Consider the following 14135-nt stretch of genomic DNA (forward strand, 5'->3'; position numbering starts at 1 on the left):
CTTTTAATCAATTGGTCGCTGGTTCGAATCCAGCACGACCCACCATCATTTCAGAATCCCAGGTCGTTTAGCTCAGCTGGGAGAGCACCTCCCTTACAAGGAGGGGGTCACTGGTTCGAGCCCAGTAACGACCACCATGTTTTAAAAAATGATTTAGATGGGTCGTTAGCTCAGTCGGTAGAGCAGTTGACTTTTAATCAATTGGTCGCTGGTTCGAATCCAGCACGACCCACCATCATTTCAGAATCCCAGGTCGTTTAGCTCAGCTGGGAGAGCACCTCCCTTACAAGGAGGGGGTCACTGGTTCGAGCCCAGTAACGACCACCATCTTTAGCGTTGCCTGCTTGGGCGGGTGGCGACAGGTTCAGGATCTGGGTCGTTAGCTCAGTCGGTAGAGCAGTTGACTCTTAATCAATTGGTCGTAGGTTCGAACCCTACACGACCCACCAATCTTGACCGTACAGCATCCCAGGTCGTTTAGCTCAGCTGGGAGAGCACCTCCCTTACAAGGAGGGGGTCACTGGTTCGAGCCCAGTAACGACCACCATCTTGAAAAGCCCGCAGCCAGCGGGCTTTTTTGTTGCTGTCTGCCAGTACCCCTGCTATCGACTGACTTGCCGACGACGACGTCACTTCCCTCTCCATACCATCTGACTGCGCCATGGCGCCGTGATCCCGCAGCGAGAGAGTTCCCCGGGACGCAGCCCGGCGTGAGCAAGCCTGGTGCCATCCGGCAATACCTTCGGGCCGGAATGAGAACAGATTGCTCATGCAGGCGTCGAGAGTGGGGTTGAGATGGATTTGCTGATGGGTTTGTGCACGGCTTCTGGTTATAATTTTGGCCTTTCCGAGCGTTGATGGAACAGTCGCAATGAGCAATGCACTGAACAATGTCCCGCCGGTAGTCGAGATGGACTACCCCTTCCCGGCCAAGCCGAAGCCCCTGACCTCCGAGCAGAAGGCGACCCTGATCGCCGAGATCAAGACGCTGCTGCAGGAACGCCAGGCCGTGCTGGTTGCCCACTACTACACGGATCCCGAGATCCAGGCCCTGGCTGAAGCCACCGGCGGCTTCGTCGGCGACTCCCTCGAGATGGCCCGCTTCGGGCGTGACCATGCCGCCCAGACCCTGATCGTGGCCGGGGTGCGCTTCATGGGGGAGACCTCCAAGATCCTGAGCCCCCACAAGCGGGTGCTGATGCCGACCCTGGAAGCGGAGTGCTCTCTCGATCTGGGCTGTCCCATCGACCAGTTCTCCGCCTTCTGCGATGCCCACTCCGACCATATCGTGGTGGTCTATGCCAATACCTCGGCGGCGGTGAAGGCGAGAGCAGACTGGGTGGTTACTTCCAGCATCGCGCTGGAGATCGTCGAGCACCTGGACAGCCAGGGCCACAAGATCATCTGGGGACCGGACAGGCACCTCGGCGCCTATATCGAGAAGAAGACCGGGGCCGAGATGCTGCGCTGGCAGGGTCACTGCATCGTGCACGACGAGTTCAAGGCCAAGGCGCTGCGTGAGCTCAAGGCCCAGAACCCGGATGCCGCCGTGCTGGTGCACCCGGAGTCCCCGGCCTCCGTCATCGAACTGGCGGATGCGGTAGGTTCCACCAGCCAGCTCATCAAGGCCGCCAAAGAGCTGCCCCAGCAGAAGCTCATCGTGGCCACCGATCGCGGCATCTTCTACAAGATGCAGCAGGCCTGCCCGGAGAAAGAGATGGTGGAAGCGCCGACCGGCGGTGATGGCGCCACCTGCCGCAGCTGCGCCCACTGCCCCTGGATGGCGATGAATGGTCTGGTGGCGATCAAGGAAGCGCTGACCGACGGCGCCGAGCGTCACGAGATCCATGTGGATGAAGCGCTGCGCCTGAAGGCCCTGATCCCGCTGGACCGCATGCTCAACTTTGCCGCCGAGCTCAGGCTCAAGACCAGTGGCAACGCCTGATCGTCTCCGAGAACAAGGTGCAAAGAGGGCTCCCGCGGGAGCCCTCTTTTTTTATGGGATTGTCACACCCATCAGATGATGACGGTGGAGAAGCTGTGCTCCTCGTCCGGCGCCACAGTGACACCGGCCTCGTCGGAGATGGCCGCCTCGACACAGAGCATGGTGAGATAGCCATCGTCACTCATGTCGGCCATGGCGCTGGCGCCTTCCAGCCAGGGTGTCCAGACTACCACGCTGTCATGGTTGCCATTCACCACCTGGGTGGTGCGCTCGCCATCCTGTACGCTGACCATGGCGTCGGGCTGGCGATAGATGCGATCCATGGCCGCCGTCACCCTCAGGGGGCCCTGCTGACGCTCGGTCTGGCCGGTCAGCTTGTCCAGATAAGGTTCGCCCAGACCGGTCACTGCTACCGCGTCCGGCGCGCTGATCTGCAGATAGGTGTGCAGGGCTGCGTTGTAGGTGAGAGGGGCCTTGCCGGTGTTGCGGGTGGTCAGCACCAGGGAGAGCTCCTTGCCTACCAGCACGTCCAGCTCCAGTTCGAAGGCGTGGGGCCAGAGGGCGCGGCTGGCATCGCTATCGCGCAGAGACAGGTGGACGAGCGTGCCATCCCCGTGGTCTGAGACGCCATCCAGGGTCCACAGGCTGGTGCGGGCGAAGCCATGGGCGGGCTTGCCGCTGCCGACCCGGGCGGGGGAGGGGCCAAACCAGGGCCAGCAGAGGGGAATACCACCGCGGATGGGCTTGCTGCCATCCAGTATGGCCTTGTCGCTGAGCCAGATGGAGGCGGGCTCGCCATGGCGCTGATAACTCAGTACGTGGGCGCCAAACAGGCTGATCTCGGCCCTGGCGTATTGGTTGTCGATGGTCAGCAGCGGTTGGCCATCCGCACGATGGCTGAGAGTACAGTGAGCGGTCAGAGTGCGTGTCGGTGTCATAAAGAGTCCTGTGCTCGGTAGTTCGGAAGGAATGCCTGGGATTCAGAATACAAAAAAGGCGGCCAATGGCCGCCTTTTTTCACGCTACGCGATTGCGCATCCCAAATTACTTGGAGATGTGAGCGATCAGGTCCAGAACCTTGCTGGAGTAGCCCATTTCGTTGTCGTACCAGGAGACGACTTTCACGAAGGTCTTGTTCAGCTGGATACCAGCCTTGGCATCGAACACGGAGGTCTGACGCTCACCCAGGAAGTCGGTGGAAACCACTTCGTCTTCGGTGTAGCCCAGAACGCCCTTCATGGCGCCTTCGGAGGCAGCCTTCATGGCCTGGCAGATTTCAGCGTAGGACGCTTCTTTCTTCAGGTTGACGGTCAGGTCAACAACGGACACGTCCGGAGTCGGAACGCGGAAGGCCATGCCGGTCAGCTTGCCGTTCAGTTCCGGGATGACCACGCCAACAGCCTTGGCAGCACCGGTAGAGGACGGGATGATGTTCTGAGCCGCGCCGCGGCCACCGCGCCAGTCTTTGGCAGACGGACCATCAACGGTCTTCTGGGTAGCAGTGGTAGCGTGAACGGTGGTCATCAGGCCGGATTCGATACCGAAGGTATCGTTCAGAACCTTGGCGATCGGGGCCAGGCAGTTGGTGGTGCAGGAAGCGTTGGAAACGATGTCCTGGCCAGCGTAGGAATCCTGGTTAACACCCATGACGAACATCGGGGTGGCGTCTTTGGACGGGCCAGTCAGAACGACTTTCTTGGCGCCGGCAGCGATGTGCTTGCGAGCGGTCTCGTCGGTCAGGAACAGGCCGGTAGCTTCGGCAACAACGTCAACACCGATCTCGCCCCATTTCAGGTTGGCCGGGTCACGCTCAGCGGTAACACGTACAGTTTTGCCGTTAACGATCAGGTTGCCGTCTTTGACTTCAACAGTGCCCTTGAAGCGACCGTGAGTGGAGTCGTATTTCAGCATGTAAGCCATGTAGTCAACGTCGATCAGGTCGTTGATACCAACCACTTCGATGTCAGAACGCTCAGCGGCCAGACGGAATACGAAACGACCGATACGGCCAAAACCGTTAATACCTACTTTGATAGTCATAATTGGTTACCTAACTGTTCAGTAGTCAAAGAAAATTCCGTTTGTAAATTTACTAGAACTCACCTGTGAGTCAACCAACATTCTGCGCGAAATTGCGCTATATCATGAAAAACTGTGAAATTTATTTTCGGTTTATGTAACTGGCTACCAGCTTTTGTTGAATGCATCATCAGCAAAGTGGGGCGCAGAGAACAACAATAGTGCCTGTCCGGTCACACATCCAGCCGGGGAGATATGTAAAAATGTGCCCGGTTTAGCATGGCCAAAGAGCCACTGTTCAAGTACCAACCATAAAAATTAATCACAAAATAGCGTAGACAGAATCCACAGCGGGAATTCTCAAACTATGACCACCCTGATTGAACAGCTGGCTGCCGCCAAAGGCATTGCCAGTGAATATGTCGATGCCTGGGGCCAGCCGGCCCTGGTATCCGAAGAGAGCAAGGCCGCCATGCTGGGCGCCATGGGTTACCGCGTCGATGACGAGGCCGCCCTGACCGAGCAGCTGGAGCAGGAGCATCGCCAGCACTGGCTGCGGCCACTGGATCCCGTGATGGTGGTGCGCAGTGGCGAACCCATCAGCCTTGAAGTCCGTCTGCCCATCGAATTCGTCAACGACGCCCTCCACTGGCAGATCGCGCTGGAGCAAGGCTCCCGGCTGTCCGGCCAGCTGACTCCCATCGAAGGGGAGCTGGTCGGTGTCGCCGAGTTCGAAGAAATGGAGTGCCAGGCCTACCGGGTTGCCTTGGATGTGCAGCCTGCGCTGGGATATCACCAGTTGCAGCTGCTGGAAGAGGGCAATGACGAACCGCTGGCCTCCATGCGTCTCATCGTCGCCCCCAAGTCCTGCTACAAGCAGGCGCCCATCGCCAATGGCCGCAAGGTGTGGGGTCCGAGTGTGCAGCTCTACTGCCTGCGCAGCCGCCACAACTGGGGCATCGGCGATTTCAGCGATCTCGGCCAGTTGGTGGAGAAAGCCGCCGCCTGGGGTGCCCACTTCGTCGGTCTCAACCCCATTCATGCCCTCTATCCGGCCAACCCGGAGAGTGCCAGCCCCTACAGCCCCTCGTCCCGTCGCTGGCTCAACGTCGCCTATATCGATGTGGAAGCGGTGCCCGAATTCCTGGGCAACGCGCGCCTGAAAGCGGAGGTGGCGAGCCCAGCCTTCCAGCAGCACCTCACCTCCCTGCGGGTGAAGGACAACGTGGACTACACCGGCGTCATCCAGACCAAGATCGGCATGCTGCGCCAGGTGTTTGACGAGGCAAGCTTCAGCGCCGAGCGTCAGGCGGCGTTCGATGCCTTCGTGGCCGCCGGTGGCGACAGCCTGCAGCAGCAGGCCGCCTTCGACGCCCTGCAGGCCCATTTCTATGGCCTGGGCGACAATGCCTGGGGCTGGCCGGTGTGGCCTGAGCCGTTCCGTGACTACCACAACCCGGCCGTTGCCGCCTGGATGGCCGAGCACAGTCAGGACGTGGCGTTCTACCTCTACCTGCAGTTCCTGGCCGACGAACAGCTGGCCCGGGCCGATGCCCGCGCCAAGGCCGCCGGCATGGTGATGGGGATCTACCGGGATCTGGCGGTGGGCGTCTCCGAAGGTTCCACCGAGATCTGGGCGAACCGGGATCTCTACTGCCCGAAAGCATCGGTCGGTGCGCCGCCCGATATTCTCGGCCCGTTGGGTCAGAACTGGGGCCTGCCCCCCATGAACCCGAACCAGCTGTTCGAGGCTGCCTACCAGCCCATGGTGGATCTGTTCCGCGCCAACATGCGTTCCTGCGGTGCGCTGCGTATCGACCACGTGATGGCCTTGCTGCGTCTGTGGTGGGTGCCGCCCGGAGCGTCCGCCGCCAAGGGGGCCTACATCTATTATCCGGTCAACGACCTGCTGGGGATCCTGGCCCTCGAATCCCACCGCAACCAGTGCCTGCTGATCGGCGAGGATCTCGGCACCGTACCGGAAGGGATCGATGTGACCCTCAAGGAGAACGGTGTCCACTCCTACAAGGTGTTCTTCTTCGAACGCTCCAAGGACGATGGCGGTTTCATCTCGCCTGCCCATTACGCCGAGCAGGCGATGTCCGCCCTGACCACCCACGACATGCCGACCCTCAAGGGCTTCTGGCATTGTGACGATCTGGCGCTGGGGCGCGAACTGGGGCTCTACCCCGATGAAGAGGTGCTCAAGACTCTGTATGCTGATCGCCACCAGGCCAAGCAGCGGATCCTTGACAGCCTGCACGGTCATGGGGTCATCTCTGACAATATCAGCCACGACGTGAACTGGGTCGGCATGAACACCGAACTCAACCACGGTCTGCAACTGCACATGTCCCGTGGCAGCTGTGCCCTGTTCAGCACCCAGCTGGAAGACTGGCTGGAGATGGACAAGCCGGTGAACGTGCCGGGCACCAGTTATGAATACCCCAACTGGCGTCGCAAGCTCTCCCGGGATCTGGAGGATATTTTTGCCGATGAGGCGCTCAAGAATCTGGCGGGCAAGATGAGCCGGGCCCGTGACGAGGCCAGCCGTTGAGCCTTAATCGCCAACATGTGACTCACTTTCATCCGCTTCGGCCCAGGCCGAAGCGGATGTTCAGCCATCAAAGGAAATGTCGATGCCCGTTGAACGTTTGGTTGCCGCCCGCTGTGCCGATCCCTTTTCCCATCTAGGCCTGTTGGCCAATTCGGATGGGCCAGGCCTGAAACTCACCGCCTGGTTGCCCGATGCGCTCGAGGTCCGGGTCAGAGACCTCAAGTCCGGCAAGATAGTTGCCACCCTGACCGCCGCTGATGAAGCGGGCCTCTTTGAAACTGTTTTCACCCGCCGCAAGAATCCCTTCCCCTACCAGCTCATCGCCCGCTACGCCGACGCCAGTGTCGACATCATCGATCCCTACCAGTTCCAGGCTGCCGCCTGGGAAGGACTGGCAGAGCTGACCTGGCAACCGGAAAACCTCTACCACACCCTCGGTGCCCAGTTGCGCACCGTTGAACACCTCGGCCAGCAGGTAGAAGGGGTGCGCTTCGCCGTCTATGCGCCGAGCGCCGCTGCGGTGAGCCTCATCGGCGACTTCAACTTCTGGGACGGCCGTCGCCACCCCATGCAGCGCAGCCAGTGCGGCCACTGGGTGCTGTTCGTGCCGGGCCTGAAGGCGGGGGATCGCTACAAGTTCGAACTCAAAGACCCCATGGGCAACCGGCTGCCCCACAAGAGCGACCCGGTGGGCTTTTACAGTGAACAGTACCCCTCGTTCGCCTCCGTGGTGTACGACCACGATCAATATCAGTGGCAGGATGCCGAGTGGCGCGAGAGCCAGCGCAATGACAAGCGCGAGCAGCCGCTCTCCATCTACGAGCTGCACGTCGGCTCCTGGAAGCGCCACCCCAACGGCGACAGCCTGAACTGGCGCGAGCTGGCGGTGGATCTGGTGAACTACGTCAAGGAGATGGAGTACACCCACATCGAACTGTTGCCGGTCTCCGAGCACCCCTTCACCGGCTCCTGGGGCTACCAGCCGGTGGGCATGTTCTCCCCCACCAGCCGCTACGGCACGGCTGATGATTTCAAATATTTCGTGGATCAGTGCCACCAGGCGGGGATCGGCGTGATTCTGGACTGGGTGCCGGCCCACTTCCCGTCCGATGCCCACGGCCTTGCCCGCTTCGACGGCACGCCGCTGTATGAATACGAGGATCCGCGCCGTGGCTGGCACCCGGACTGGAACTCCTACATCTATGACTTCGGTCGCGACACGGTACGCCAGTTCCTGGTGGCCAGCGCCCTGTTCTGGCTCGACAAGTTCCATGTGGACGGCCTGCGAGTGGATGCGGTGGCCTCCATGCTCTATCTGGACTATTCGCGCAACGCCGGCGAGTGGGTACCCAACGTCGATGGTGGCAACCACAACTACGAGGCGATAAGCCTCTTGAAGTGGACCAACGAGGAGGTGTACGGCAAGTATCCCCACGCCATGACCATCGCCGAGGAGTCCACCGCCTTTGCCGGTGTCTCCCGTCCCACCTTCCTGGGGGGCCTGGGGTTCGGGTTCAAGTGGAATATGGGCTGGATGCACGACACCCTCAGCTACATGCAGAAAGAGCCCATCCACCGTCGCTACCACCACAACGACATGACGTTCTCCATGGTGTACCACTATGACGAGAACTTCATCCTGTCCCTCTCCCACGACGAGGTGGTCCACGGCAAGCACTCCCTGCTCTACAAGATGCCCGGCGACGAGTGGCAGCAGGCGGCGAACCTGCGCGCCTACATGGGGTTCATGTATGCCCACCCCGGCAAAAAGCTGAACTTCATGGGGACCGAGATTGCCCAGAGCAACGAGTGGAACCACGATGCCCAGCTGCCCTGGCACCTGCTGCAGTATCCCAGGCACGGCGGTCAGCAGCGGCTGATCCGGGATCTCAACCACCTCTACCGTCATGAAGCTGCCTTGTACGAGGCCGATTATGAGCAGGCCGGTTTCCGCTGGCTGGATCACAACGACGCCGACAACAGCATCTTCGCCTGGCTGCGCGCCGACAAGCTGGGGGCCAACCCCCTGGTGGTGGCCTGCAACTTCACCCCGGTGCCGCGCATCGCCTATCGCCTGGGGGTGCCGGCGGCCGGTCACTACCGGGTGGTGCTCAACACCGACAGCGAGCATTACTGGGGCAGCAATTACGATGTGGGTCTGGTTTTCGTCGCCGAGCCGACGCCCTGGCAGGGCATGGCGCACAGTATAGTGCTGGACTTGCCGCCGCTCGCGACCTTGTTCATCAAACAGGAGTCTTGATGTTCACAATGGAAAACGGGGTGGATCACCCGCTGGGCGCCCGTCTCGACGAGACGGGCTGCCATTTCTGTGTCTGGGCTCCCCAATCGGACAAGGTGGAGCTCTGCCTGTTCGACGAGCAGGAGCGCGAGCTGGTCCGGCTGGCCTTGCCCGGTCGGCGCGGCCAGTACTGGTTCGGCTATGTGCGCGGCGTCAAGGCCGGTCAGCGCTACGGCTATCGGGTCCACGGCAAGCCCCAGGACGGCTTGCTGTTCGACCCGGACAAGCTGCTGATAGACCCCTATGCCCGGGCCCTCAGCCGCCCCACCCGCTGGGACGACGCCCTCTATCAGGGGGACAGTGCGGCCATGGTGGCCAAATCCGTGGTGGTGGACGATGCCTTCGACTGGCAGGGCGTCGGCAAACCCGGCATTCCGCCCGAGCGGGTCGTGCTCTATGAGGCCCACGTCAAGGGCTTCACCCGCCAGCACCCCGGGATCCCCAAGGCGCTGCAGGGCACCTACCTGGGGATCAGCCATCCGCTGATGATCGAGCACCTGCAGGCGCTGGGGGTCACTTCGGTGCAGCTGATGCCGGTGGCGGCCTTCATGTCCGAGCCCAGGCTCGAGCAGCTCGGCCTCACCAATTACTGGGGTTACAACCCCGTCGCCTTCTTCGCCCCCGAGCCGCGCTACGGGGCCGAGGAGGCGGTGACCGAGTTCAAGACCATGGTGCGCGAGCTGCACCGGGCCGGGCTCGAGGTGATCCTGGACGTGGTCTACAACCACACCGCGGAATCCGGTTTCGATGGCCCCATGCTCTCCTTCAAGGGCTTTGACAACGCGGGCTACTATGCCTTCGAGGCGGGGGCCCACGGCCCGGACTACCACCGCCACGCCAACGTCACCGGCTGCGGCAACAGCGTCAACCTGGATCACCCCAACACCCTGAGGCTGGTGCTCGATGCGTTGCGCTACTGGGTCACCGAGATGCAGGTGGATGGCTTCCGCTTCGATCTGGCGGTGACTCTGGCGCGCGAAGCGGGGGAGTTCGACCCCATGAGCGCCTTCTTCAAGGCCATGCTGGCGGATCCCGTGCTGGCGCGGGTCAAGCTCATCGCCGAGCCCTGGGACATAGGCCCCTTCGGCTATCGTCTCGGCCAGTTCCCGAGCCAGTGGCTGGAGATCAATGACCGCTACCGGGACACGGTGCGCGCCTTCTGGCGCGGGGATGCGGGCAAGATGGGGGACTTCGCCACCCGGCTGGTCGGATCGCGGGATCTCTTCCCGAAGAACTGGCGCGCTCCGCACACCAGCGTCAACTACCTCTGCTACCACGACGGCTTCACCCTGGAGGATCTGGTCTCCTACAACCAGCGCCACAACCAGGCCAACGGCGAGGACAACAGAGACGGCCACGGCAACAACCTCTCCAGCAACCACGGGGTGGAGGGGCCGACCCTGGATCCGCGCATCAACAACCTGCGCCAGCAGCAGAAGCGCAACCTGATCGCCACCCTGCTGCTCTCCCAGGGGACGCCCCACTTCCTCGCGGGGGACGAGATGGGCCGCAGCCAGCTCGGCAACAACAACGCCTACTGCCAGGACAACCAGATAAGCTGGGTCAACTGGCAATTGCGCCCGGAGGACGAGCGGCTGCTCGTTTTCACCCAGCAGATGATGGCGCTACGGGCGGAATCGGGGGTTTTCTCCAACCTGCAGCTGAGCGATGACAGCTGGAACGGTGCCCCCAGTAGCTGCCACCGGGTCAACTGGTACCACCCGGACGGTCACCAGCTCACGGATCAGGACTGGCACGCCCCCATGGGGCAGGCCTTTGCCATGGACATCGGCATGATCGGCTGTGCCGGTGAACGCTGGTGCGTACTGTTCAACGCCAGCGATTACGACATCCAGTTCCGCCTGCCGCCTCCGGGGGAGGGCATGGAGTGGATCCAGACCATCGACACCGCTACCAACGACGGTCTGCCCTTCCTGCCTGACGACATCAAGCGGCAGGTGGCGGTGGGGCGCGCCCACTCCCTCAAGCTGCTCAAGCGGATCGCCCTGCCGGCGGTCGCCCTGGCCAAGGAAGAGGCGACCACCACGGCGGATGTTGCCGCCGTGTTGCCAACGGGATCACAGTTCCCGCTGGCGGGGTAGAGGGAAGCGGCCGGAGTGGGTATGCTGGCCACCGTTATCAGTGGTGAGGAGTCGGCATGAGCAGTAACAACCCCGAACAGTGGCGCGACAAGCTGAGCGCCGAGCAGTATCACGTCTGCTGGGAGAAAGGCACGGAGCGTCCCTACAGTGGTGCCCTGCTGCACAACCGCAAGAGTGGCGACTACCTGTGCGTCTGCTGCAAGAGCGTGCTGTTTCACTCGGATGCCAAGTTCGACTCCGGCTGCGGCTGGCCTTCGTTCGACCGGGCCATCGAGGGGACGGTGACCTACACCGAAGACAACAGTCACGGCATGAAGCGGGTGGAGATCACCTGCAGCCAGTGCGGTTCCCACCTCGGCCACGTCTTCCCTGACGGGCCGACCGAGACCGGCCAGCGCTACTGCGTGAACAGCCTGAGTCTGGACTTCGATCCCGACGCCTGAGGTTTTGCCCGGCATAGAGACAACAACGGCGCCCCTGCCAGCAGGGGCGCCGTTTTCGTTGTGGCCGTATTCAGACCTGCAGCAGGGCGGCCCCCGCCAACAGGCCGGCGAGGATCAGGATGGGCAGTTTCTGCACGCGCAGCAGGTAGAAGCCGAGGGCGGCCAGCGCCAAGTCCGTGGGAGCCAGCACTGCGCTCAGCCACACCGGCTGATAGAGGGCGGCCAGCAGCAGCCCCACCACGGCGGCATTGATCCCGGTCACCGCCCCCGTCAGCCTGGGGCTGGCCAGCCAGCTCTGCCAGCAGGGCCCGAGGGCCCACAGCAGCAGGAACCCCGGCAGGAAGAGCGCCAGGGTGGCGAGCAGGGCCCCGGCCAGGGGCGTGGTGGGCAGCAACTGGGCGCCGAGGTAGGTGGCCAGGGTGAACATGGGGCCCGGCACCAGCTGGGCCAGACCGTAACCGGTCAGAAACTGCTGCTGGTTGAGGGCGTGCCCCACGCTCTCCTGCAGCAGGGGCAGTACCACGTGGCCACCGCCAAACACCAGGCTGCCCGCCTGATAGAAGTCGGCGGCCAGCTGGCCAAGGGAGCCACCCAGCAGCGGCAGGCCGAGGAACAGCAGGGCGAACAGCAGCAGGGTGGGCCAGTGGGGTTGGCGCCGCGCGCCGGCCTGTGCTGCGGCCCCGCGCCCTTCCTGCCGGGCGCAGATGAGGGCCGCCCCCGCCAGCATGACGAGCTGGGTCAGGAGGCCGGGTTGCCACCAGAGGGCGGCGGCGGTGACCACCATGATCCCCTGTTGCAGCCCCGTCTTGCAGAACTGGCGGCTCATGGTGAGCACGGCATCGGCCACCACGATGAGCGCCAGCAGCTTGAGGCCGTGCAGGGCGGCATCCAGCCAGACATTGGCGCCCAGATAGCCCACGCCGATGGCGGCGGCCAGCAGCAGCAGGAAGGAGGGGAGGGTGAAGCCGACGAAGGCGGCCAGGGCGCCGCCGAACCCGGCGCGGTGGCGGCCGATGGCGAAGCCAAGCTGGCTGGAGGCGGGGCCGGGCAACAGCTGGCACAGGGCCAGCAACTGGGCGAACTCGGCCTGGGTCAGCCAGCGCAGGCGCTCGACGAAGGTGCGCTGAAAATAGCCGATATGGGCTGCGGGCCCGCCAAAGCTGACACACCCCAGCCACAGAAACTGAATAAACACCTGCCCCACGCCACCACTCCTGTCTCGTTATCAAAGGCTCTGCCGGGATGATATGACAAAGGGATGAACCTGTTATGACTATTCGGGCTATCCCGTTTGCACAGTGTGTCGCCCCGCGAACGATGACTTGTGGGGTGGGCTGGCTCGGCGTTGGCAGGTAGTCGCGGTTCGCCAGCCAGCGGGCGATGGCTTATGGGGTGGGCTGGCTCGGTGTTGGCAGATAACAGCGGTCAGCCAGCCAGCAGGCGATGGACTGGCGACTGGCATCGAAATGAGGTTCGGGCAGGACCTCGGGGTCGCACCAGACCCAGCCCTCGCACTTCTCCGGCTCCAGCAGTTGCGGCTCCCCTTCCACCTCGGCCAGCAGGGTGACAGAGACGTAGTGCAGGCCGCTCTCGCGCCAGGTTTCCAGGTTGTTGGTGACGGCGATGACGCGGGGATGGTGGATGACGAAGCCCGTCTCCTCGGCCACTTCCCGGATGGCCGCCGACTCGAAGGTCTCCCCCAGCTCCAGATGGCCGCCGGCGATGGACCAGTAGGGGGCATGGCTTCCCTTGCGCTTGCCGAGCAGCACCTGGCCCTGGCGGTTGGTGAGGATGACGCCGACCCCGACGCGGGGATAGGGAGTAGACATGGGGACGCTCCTGGCTGTGGCTGTACGACGAGGGGGATCCTGGCGCTGCACGATGGCTCCACCCAAAAACGGGCCCACCTTAGGACGGATAAGGGCGTTTCGCAAGCAATGGCCCCGGGGATCTCGATTGTCCACCACCCAGCCGGATGGGGGCAGGTGGGCCAACTGTCTTGCGTGCAAATTATTCAGCCCTCACTACTCATGGGGTATACTGCCCCCAGTCGTCAGCGGGGTGCCCCATGAGTGAATTGAAAAAGCAGGTCTGTTTTGCCCTCTACAGCGCCTCCAATGCGGTGATGCGGGCCTATCGGCCACTGCTGGACAAGCTGGACCTGACCTATACCCAGTACCTGGTGATGCTCGCGCTCTGGGCCCGGGACGACGTGAGCCTCAAGGAGATTGGCCAGGAGACCGGGCTGGATGCGGGTACCCTGACCCCCATCGTCAAACGTCTGGAAACCAAGGGGTGGCTGACCCGCACCGTCTCCCGCGAGGACGAGCGGCAAAAATGCATCCGCCTGACCGAGGCGGGGCGCCAGCTGCAACAGGAGGTCAGGGCCTGCTGCCTGGGGGACAGCTTGCGCAACCAGGTGGATCTGGCCGATGCTGAGCTGGCCCAGCTCAAGCAGCTCTGCGATCGTGTATCGGCTCAGCTGGGGCGCTGATCCCTTTTCCTGTCTGGAGTCATCCGATGAAGATCATGATCCCCTTGTTTGCACTCCTGCTGGGCGCCTGTGCCGGCTCCGGCAAGGGCCCCTCCGAACTGCGCATCGACGATGCCGATGCCTGGCAGGCCGTTTGCAAGGATGGCGTTCGCGTCAGGGCCATCAGCGACGAGGGGATTTGTGCGGCGCATCGCGGCGTGGCCATGTGGATGAATAAACCAAGGGCCGTGCGGATGGCAGAAGAAGCGGCCAAATAGTGTGATCAAGACGCCATAA

Annotated in this window: 11 protein-coding genes and 5 tRNA genes; 12 read left to right on the plus strand and 4 right to left on the minus strand. The window is 62.7% G+C overall.

Annotated elements, in window-relative coordinates; all coding sequences use genetic code 11:
* Positions 1 to 61 precede the first annotated feature (61 nt).
* From J9885_RS11725 to nadA, 6 genes are all read left to right on the plus strand, one after another.
* Positions 62 to 137, plus strand: a tRNA-Val gene (locus tag J9885_RS11725).
* A 22-nt stretch (positions 138 to 159) separates the two neighbouring features.
* Positions 160 to 235: transfer RNA gene (locus J9885_RS11730), tRNA-Lys, on the plus strand.
* A 16-nt stretch (positions 236 to 251) separates the two neighbouring features.
* A tRNA-Val gene (locus tag J9885_RS11735) sits at positions 252 to 327 on the plus strand.
* 46 nt (positions 328 to 373) lie between these two features.
* A tRNA-Lys gene (locus J9885_RS11740) sits at positions 374 to 449 on the plus strand.
* Between the two features lie 22 nt (positions 450 to 471).
* Positions 472 to 547 (plus strand) — tRNA-Val (locus tag J9885_RS11745).
* A 324-nt stretch (positions 548 to 871) separates the two neighbouring features.
* Positions 872 to 1945, plus strand: a complete 1074-nt coding sequence (nadA, locus tag J9885_RS11750; RefSeq protein ID WP_210549548.1) for a quinolinate synthase NadA — start codon at positions 872 to 874, stop codon at positions 1943 to 1945.
* Positions 1946 to 2016: 71 nt separating this feature from the next.
* Here the strand turns inward: nadA and J9885_RS11755 are convergent, their stop codons facing one another.
* Both J9885_RS11755 and gap read right to left on the minus strand, forming a co-directional pair.
* Positions 2017 to 2883, minus strand: a complete 867-nt coding sequence (locus J9885_RS11755) for a D-hexose-6-phosphate mutarotase (RefSeq protein WP_210549549.1) — start codon at positions 2881 to 2883, stop codon at positions 2017 to 2019.
* Between the two features lie 106 nt (positions 2884 to 2989).
* Entirely contained in the window at positions 2990 to 3985 is a 996-nt protein-coding gene (gene gap / locus J9885_RS11760) for a type I glyceraldehyde-3-phosphate dehydrogenase (RefSeq protein WP_042074119.1), read from the minus strand.
* A gap of 346 nt (positions 3986 to 4331) precedes the next feature.
* On the opposite strand from gap, the gene malQ reads away from it, so the two are divergent.
* The 4 genes from malQ (at position 4332) to msrB (ending at position 11365) form a co-directional block, all read left to right on the plus strand.
* A complete protein-coding gene (gene malQ / locus J9885_RS11765; RefSeq protein ID WP_210549550.1) occupies positions 4332 to 6521 on the plus strand; it encodes a 4-alpha-glucanotransferase in 2190 nt (729 codons plus the stop codon).
* Between the two features lie 82 nt (positions 6522 to 6603).
* Complete coding sequence (glgB, locus tag J9885_RS11770; protein ID WP_210549551.1) at positions 6604 to 8781, plus strand: 1,4-alpha-glucan branching protein GlgB; 2178 nt, start codon at positions 6604 to 6606, stop codon at positions 8779 to 8781.
* Positions 8781 to 10922 (plus strand): glycogen debranching protein GlgX, encoded by a 2142-nt coding sequence (gene glgX / locus J9885_RS11775; protein ID WP_210549552.1) that lies wholly within the window; start codon positions 8781 to 8783, stop codon positions 10920 to 10922. The genes glgB and glgX overlap by 1 nt, the downstream gene beginning before the upstream one ends.
* A gap of 56 nt (positions 10923 to 10978) precedes the next feature.
* The gene (gene msrB / locus J9885_RS11780; protein WP_043757956.1) at positions 10979 to 11365 is read left to right on the plus strand and encodes a peptide-methionine (R)-S-oxide reductase MsrB; all 387 of its coding nucleotides are present in this window, start codon (positions 10979 to 10981) and stop codon (positions 11363 to 11365) included.
* Between the two features lie 70 nt (positions 11366 to 11435).
* Here msrB and chrA read toward each other — a convergent pair whose 3' ends face one another.
* The gene (gene chrA / locus J9885_RS11785; RefSeq protein WP_210549553.1) at positions 11436 to 12569 is read right to left on the minus strand and encodes a chromate efflux transporter; all 1134 of its coding nucleotides are present in this window, start codon (positions 12567 to 12569) and stop codon (positions 11436 to 11438) included.
* A 181-nt stretch (positions 12570 to 12750) separates the two neighbouring features.
* On the minus strand, positions 12751 to 13194 hold the full coding sequence (locus J9885_RS11790; RefSeq protein ID WP_043757959.1) for an NUDIX hydrolase: 444 nt from the start codon (positions 13192 to 13194) through the stop codon (positions 12751 to 12753).
* A 239-nt stretch (positions 13195 to 13433) separates the two neighbouring features.
* Here J9885_RS11790 and J9885_RS11795 point away from each other — a divergent pair, with 239 nt between their 5' ends.
* A complete protein-coding gene (locus tag J9885_RS11795) occupies positions 13434 to 13859 on the plus strand; it encodes a MarR family transcriptional regulator (protein WP_043757962.1) in 426 nt (141 codons plus the stop codon).
* A gap of 26 nt (positions 13860 to 13885) precedes the next feature.
* Positions 13886 to 14116, plus strand: a complete 231-nt coding sequence (locus J9885_RS11800) for a hypothetical protein (RefSeq protein WP_210549554.1) — start codon at positions 13886 to 13888, stop codon at positions 14114 to 14116.
* Positions 14117 to 14135: the final 19 nt, after the last annotated feature.

It is taken from the genome of Aeromonas sp. SrichE-2G, from assembly GCF_017939565.1.
In the GTDB taxonomy this organism is placed as follows: Bacteria; Pseudomonadota; Gammaproteobacteria; order Enterobacterales; family Aeromonadaceae; genus Aeromonas; species Aeromonas taiwanensis.

Coding starts and splice junctions, on each gene's coding strand:
- glgX (WP_210549552.1), top strand. CDS start 8,781: ATGTTCACAATGGAAAACGGGGTGGATCACCCGCTGGGCGCCCGTCTC.
- msrB (WP_043757956.1), top strand. CDS start 10,979: ATGAGCAGTAACAACCCCGAACAGTGGCGCGACAAGCTGAGCGCCGAG.
- glgB (WP_210549551.1), top strand. CDS start 6,604: ATGCCCGTTGAACGTTTGGTTGCCGCCCGCTGTGCCGATCCCTTTTCC.
- J9885_RS11795 (WP_043757962.1), top strand. CDS start 13,434: ATGAGTGAATTGAAAAAGCAGGTCTGTTTTGCCCTCTACAGCGCCTCC.
- malQ (WP_210549550.1), top strand. CDS start 4,332: ATGACCACCCTGATTGAACAGCTGGCTGCCGCCAAAGGCATTGCCAGT.
- gap (WP_042074119.1), bottom strand. CDS start 3,985: ATGACTATCAAAGTAGGTATTAACGGTTTTGGCCGTATCGGTCGTTTC.
- J9885_RS11755 (WP_210549549.1), bottom strand. CDS start 2,883: ATGACACCGACACGCACTCTGACCGCTCACTGTACTCTCAGCCATCGT.
- nadA (WP_210549548.1), top strand. CDS start 872: ATGAGCAATGCACTGAACAATGTCCCGCCGGTAGTCGAGATGGACTAC.
- J9885_RS11790 (WP_043757959.1), bottom strand. CDS start 13,194: ATGTCTACTCCCTATCCCCGCGTCGGGGTCGGCGTCATCCTCACCAAC.
- J9885_RS11800 (WP_210549554.1), top strand. CDS start 13,886: ATGAAGATCATGATCCCCTTGTTTGCACTCCTGCTGGGCGCCTGTGCC.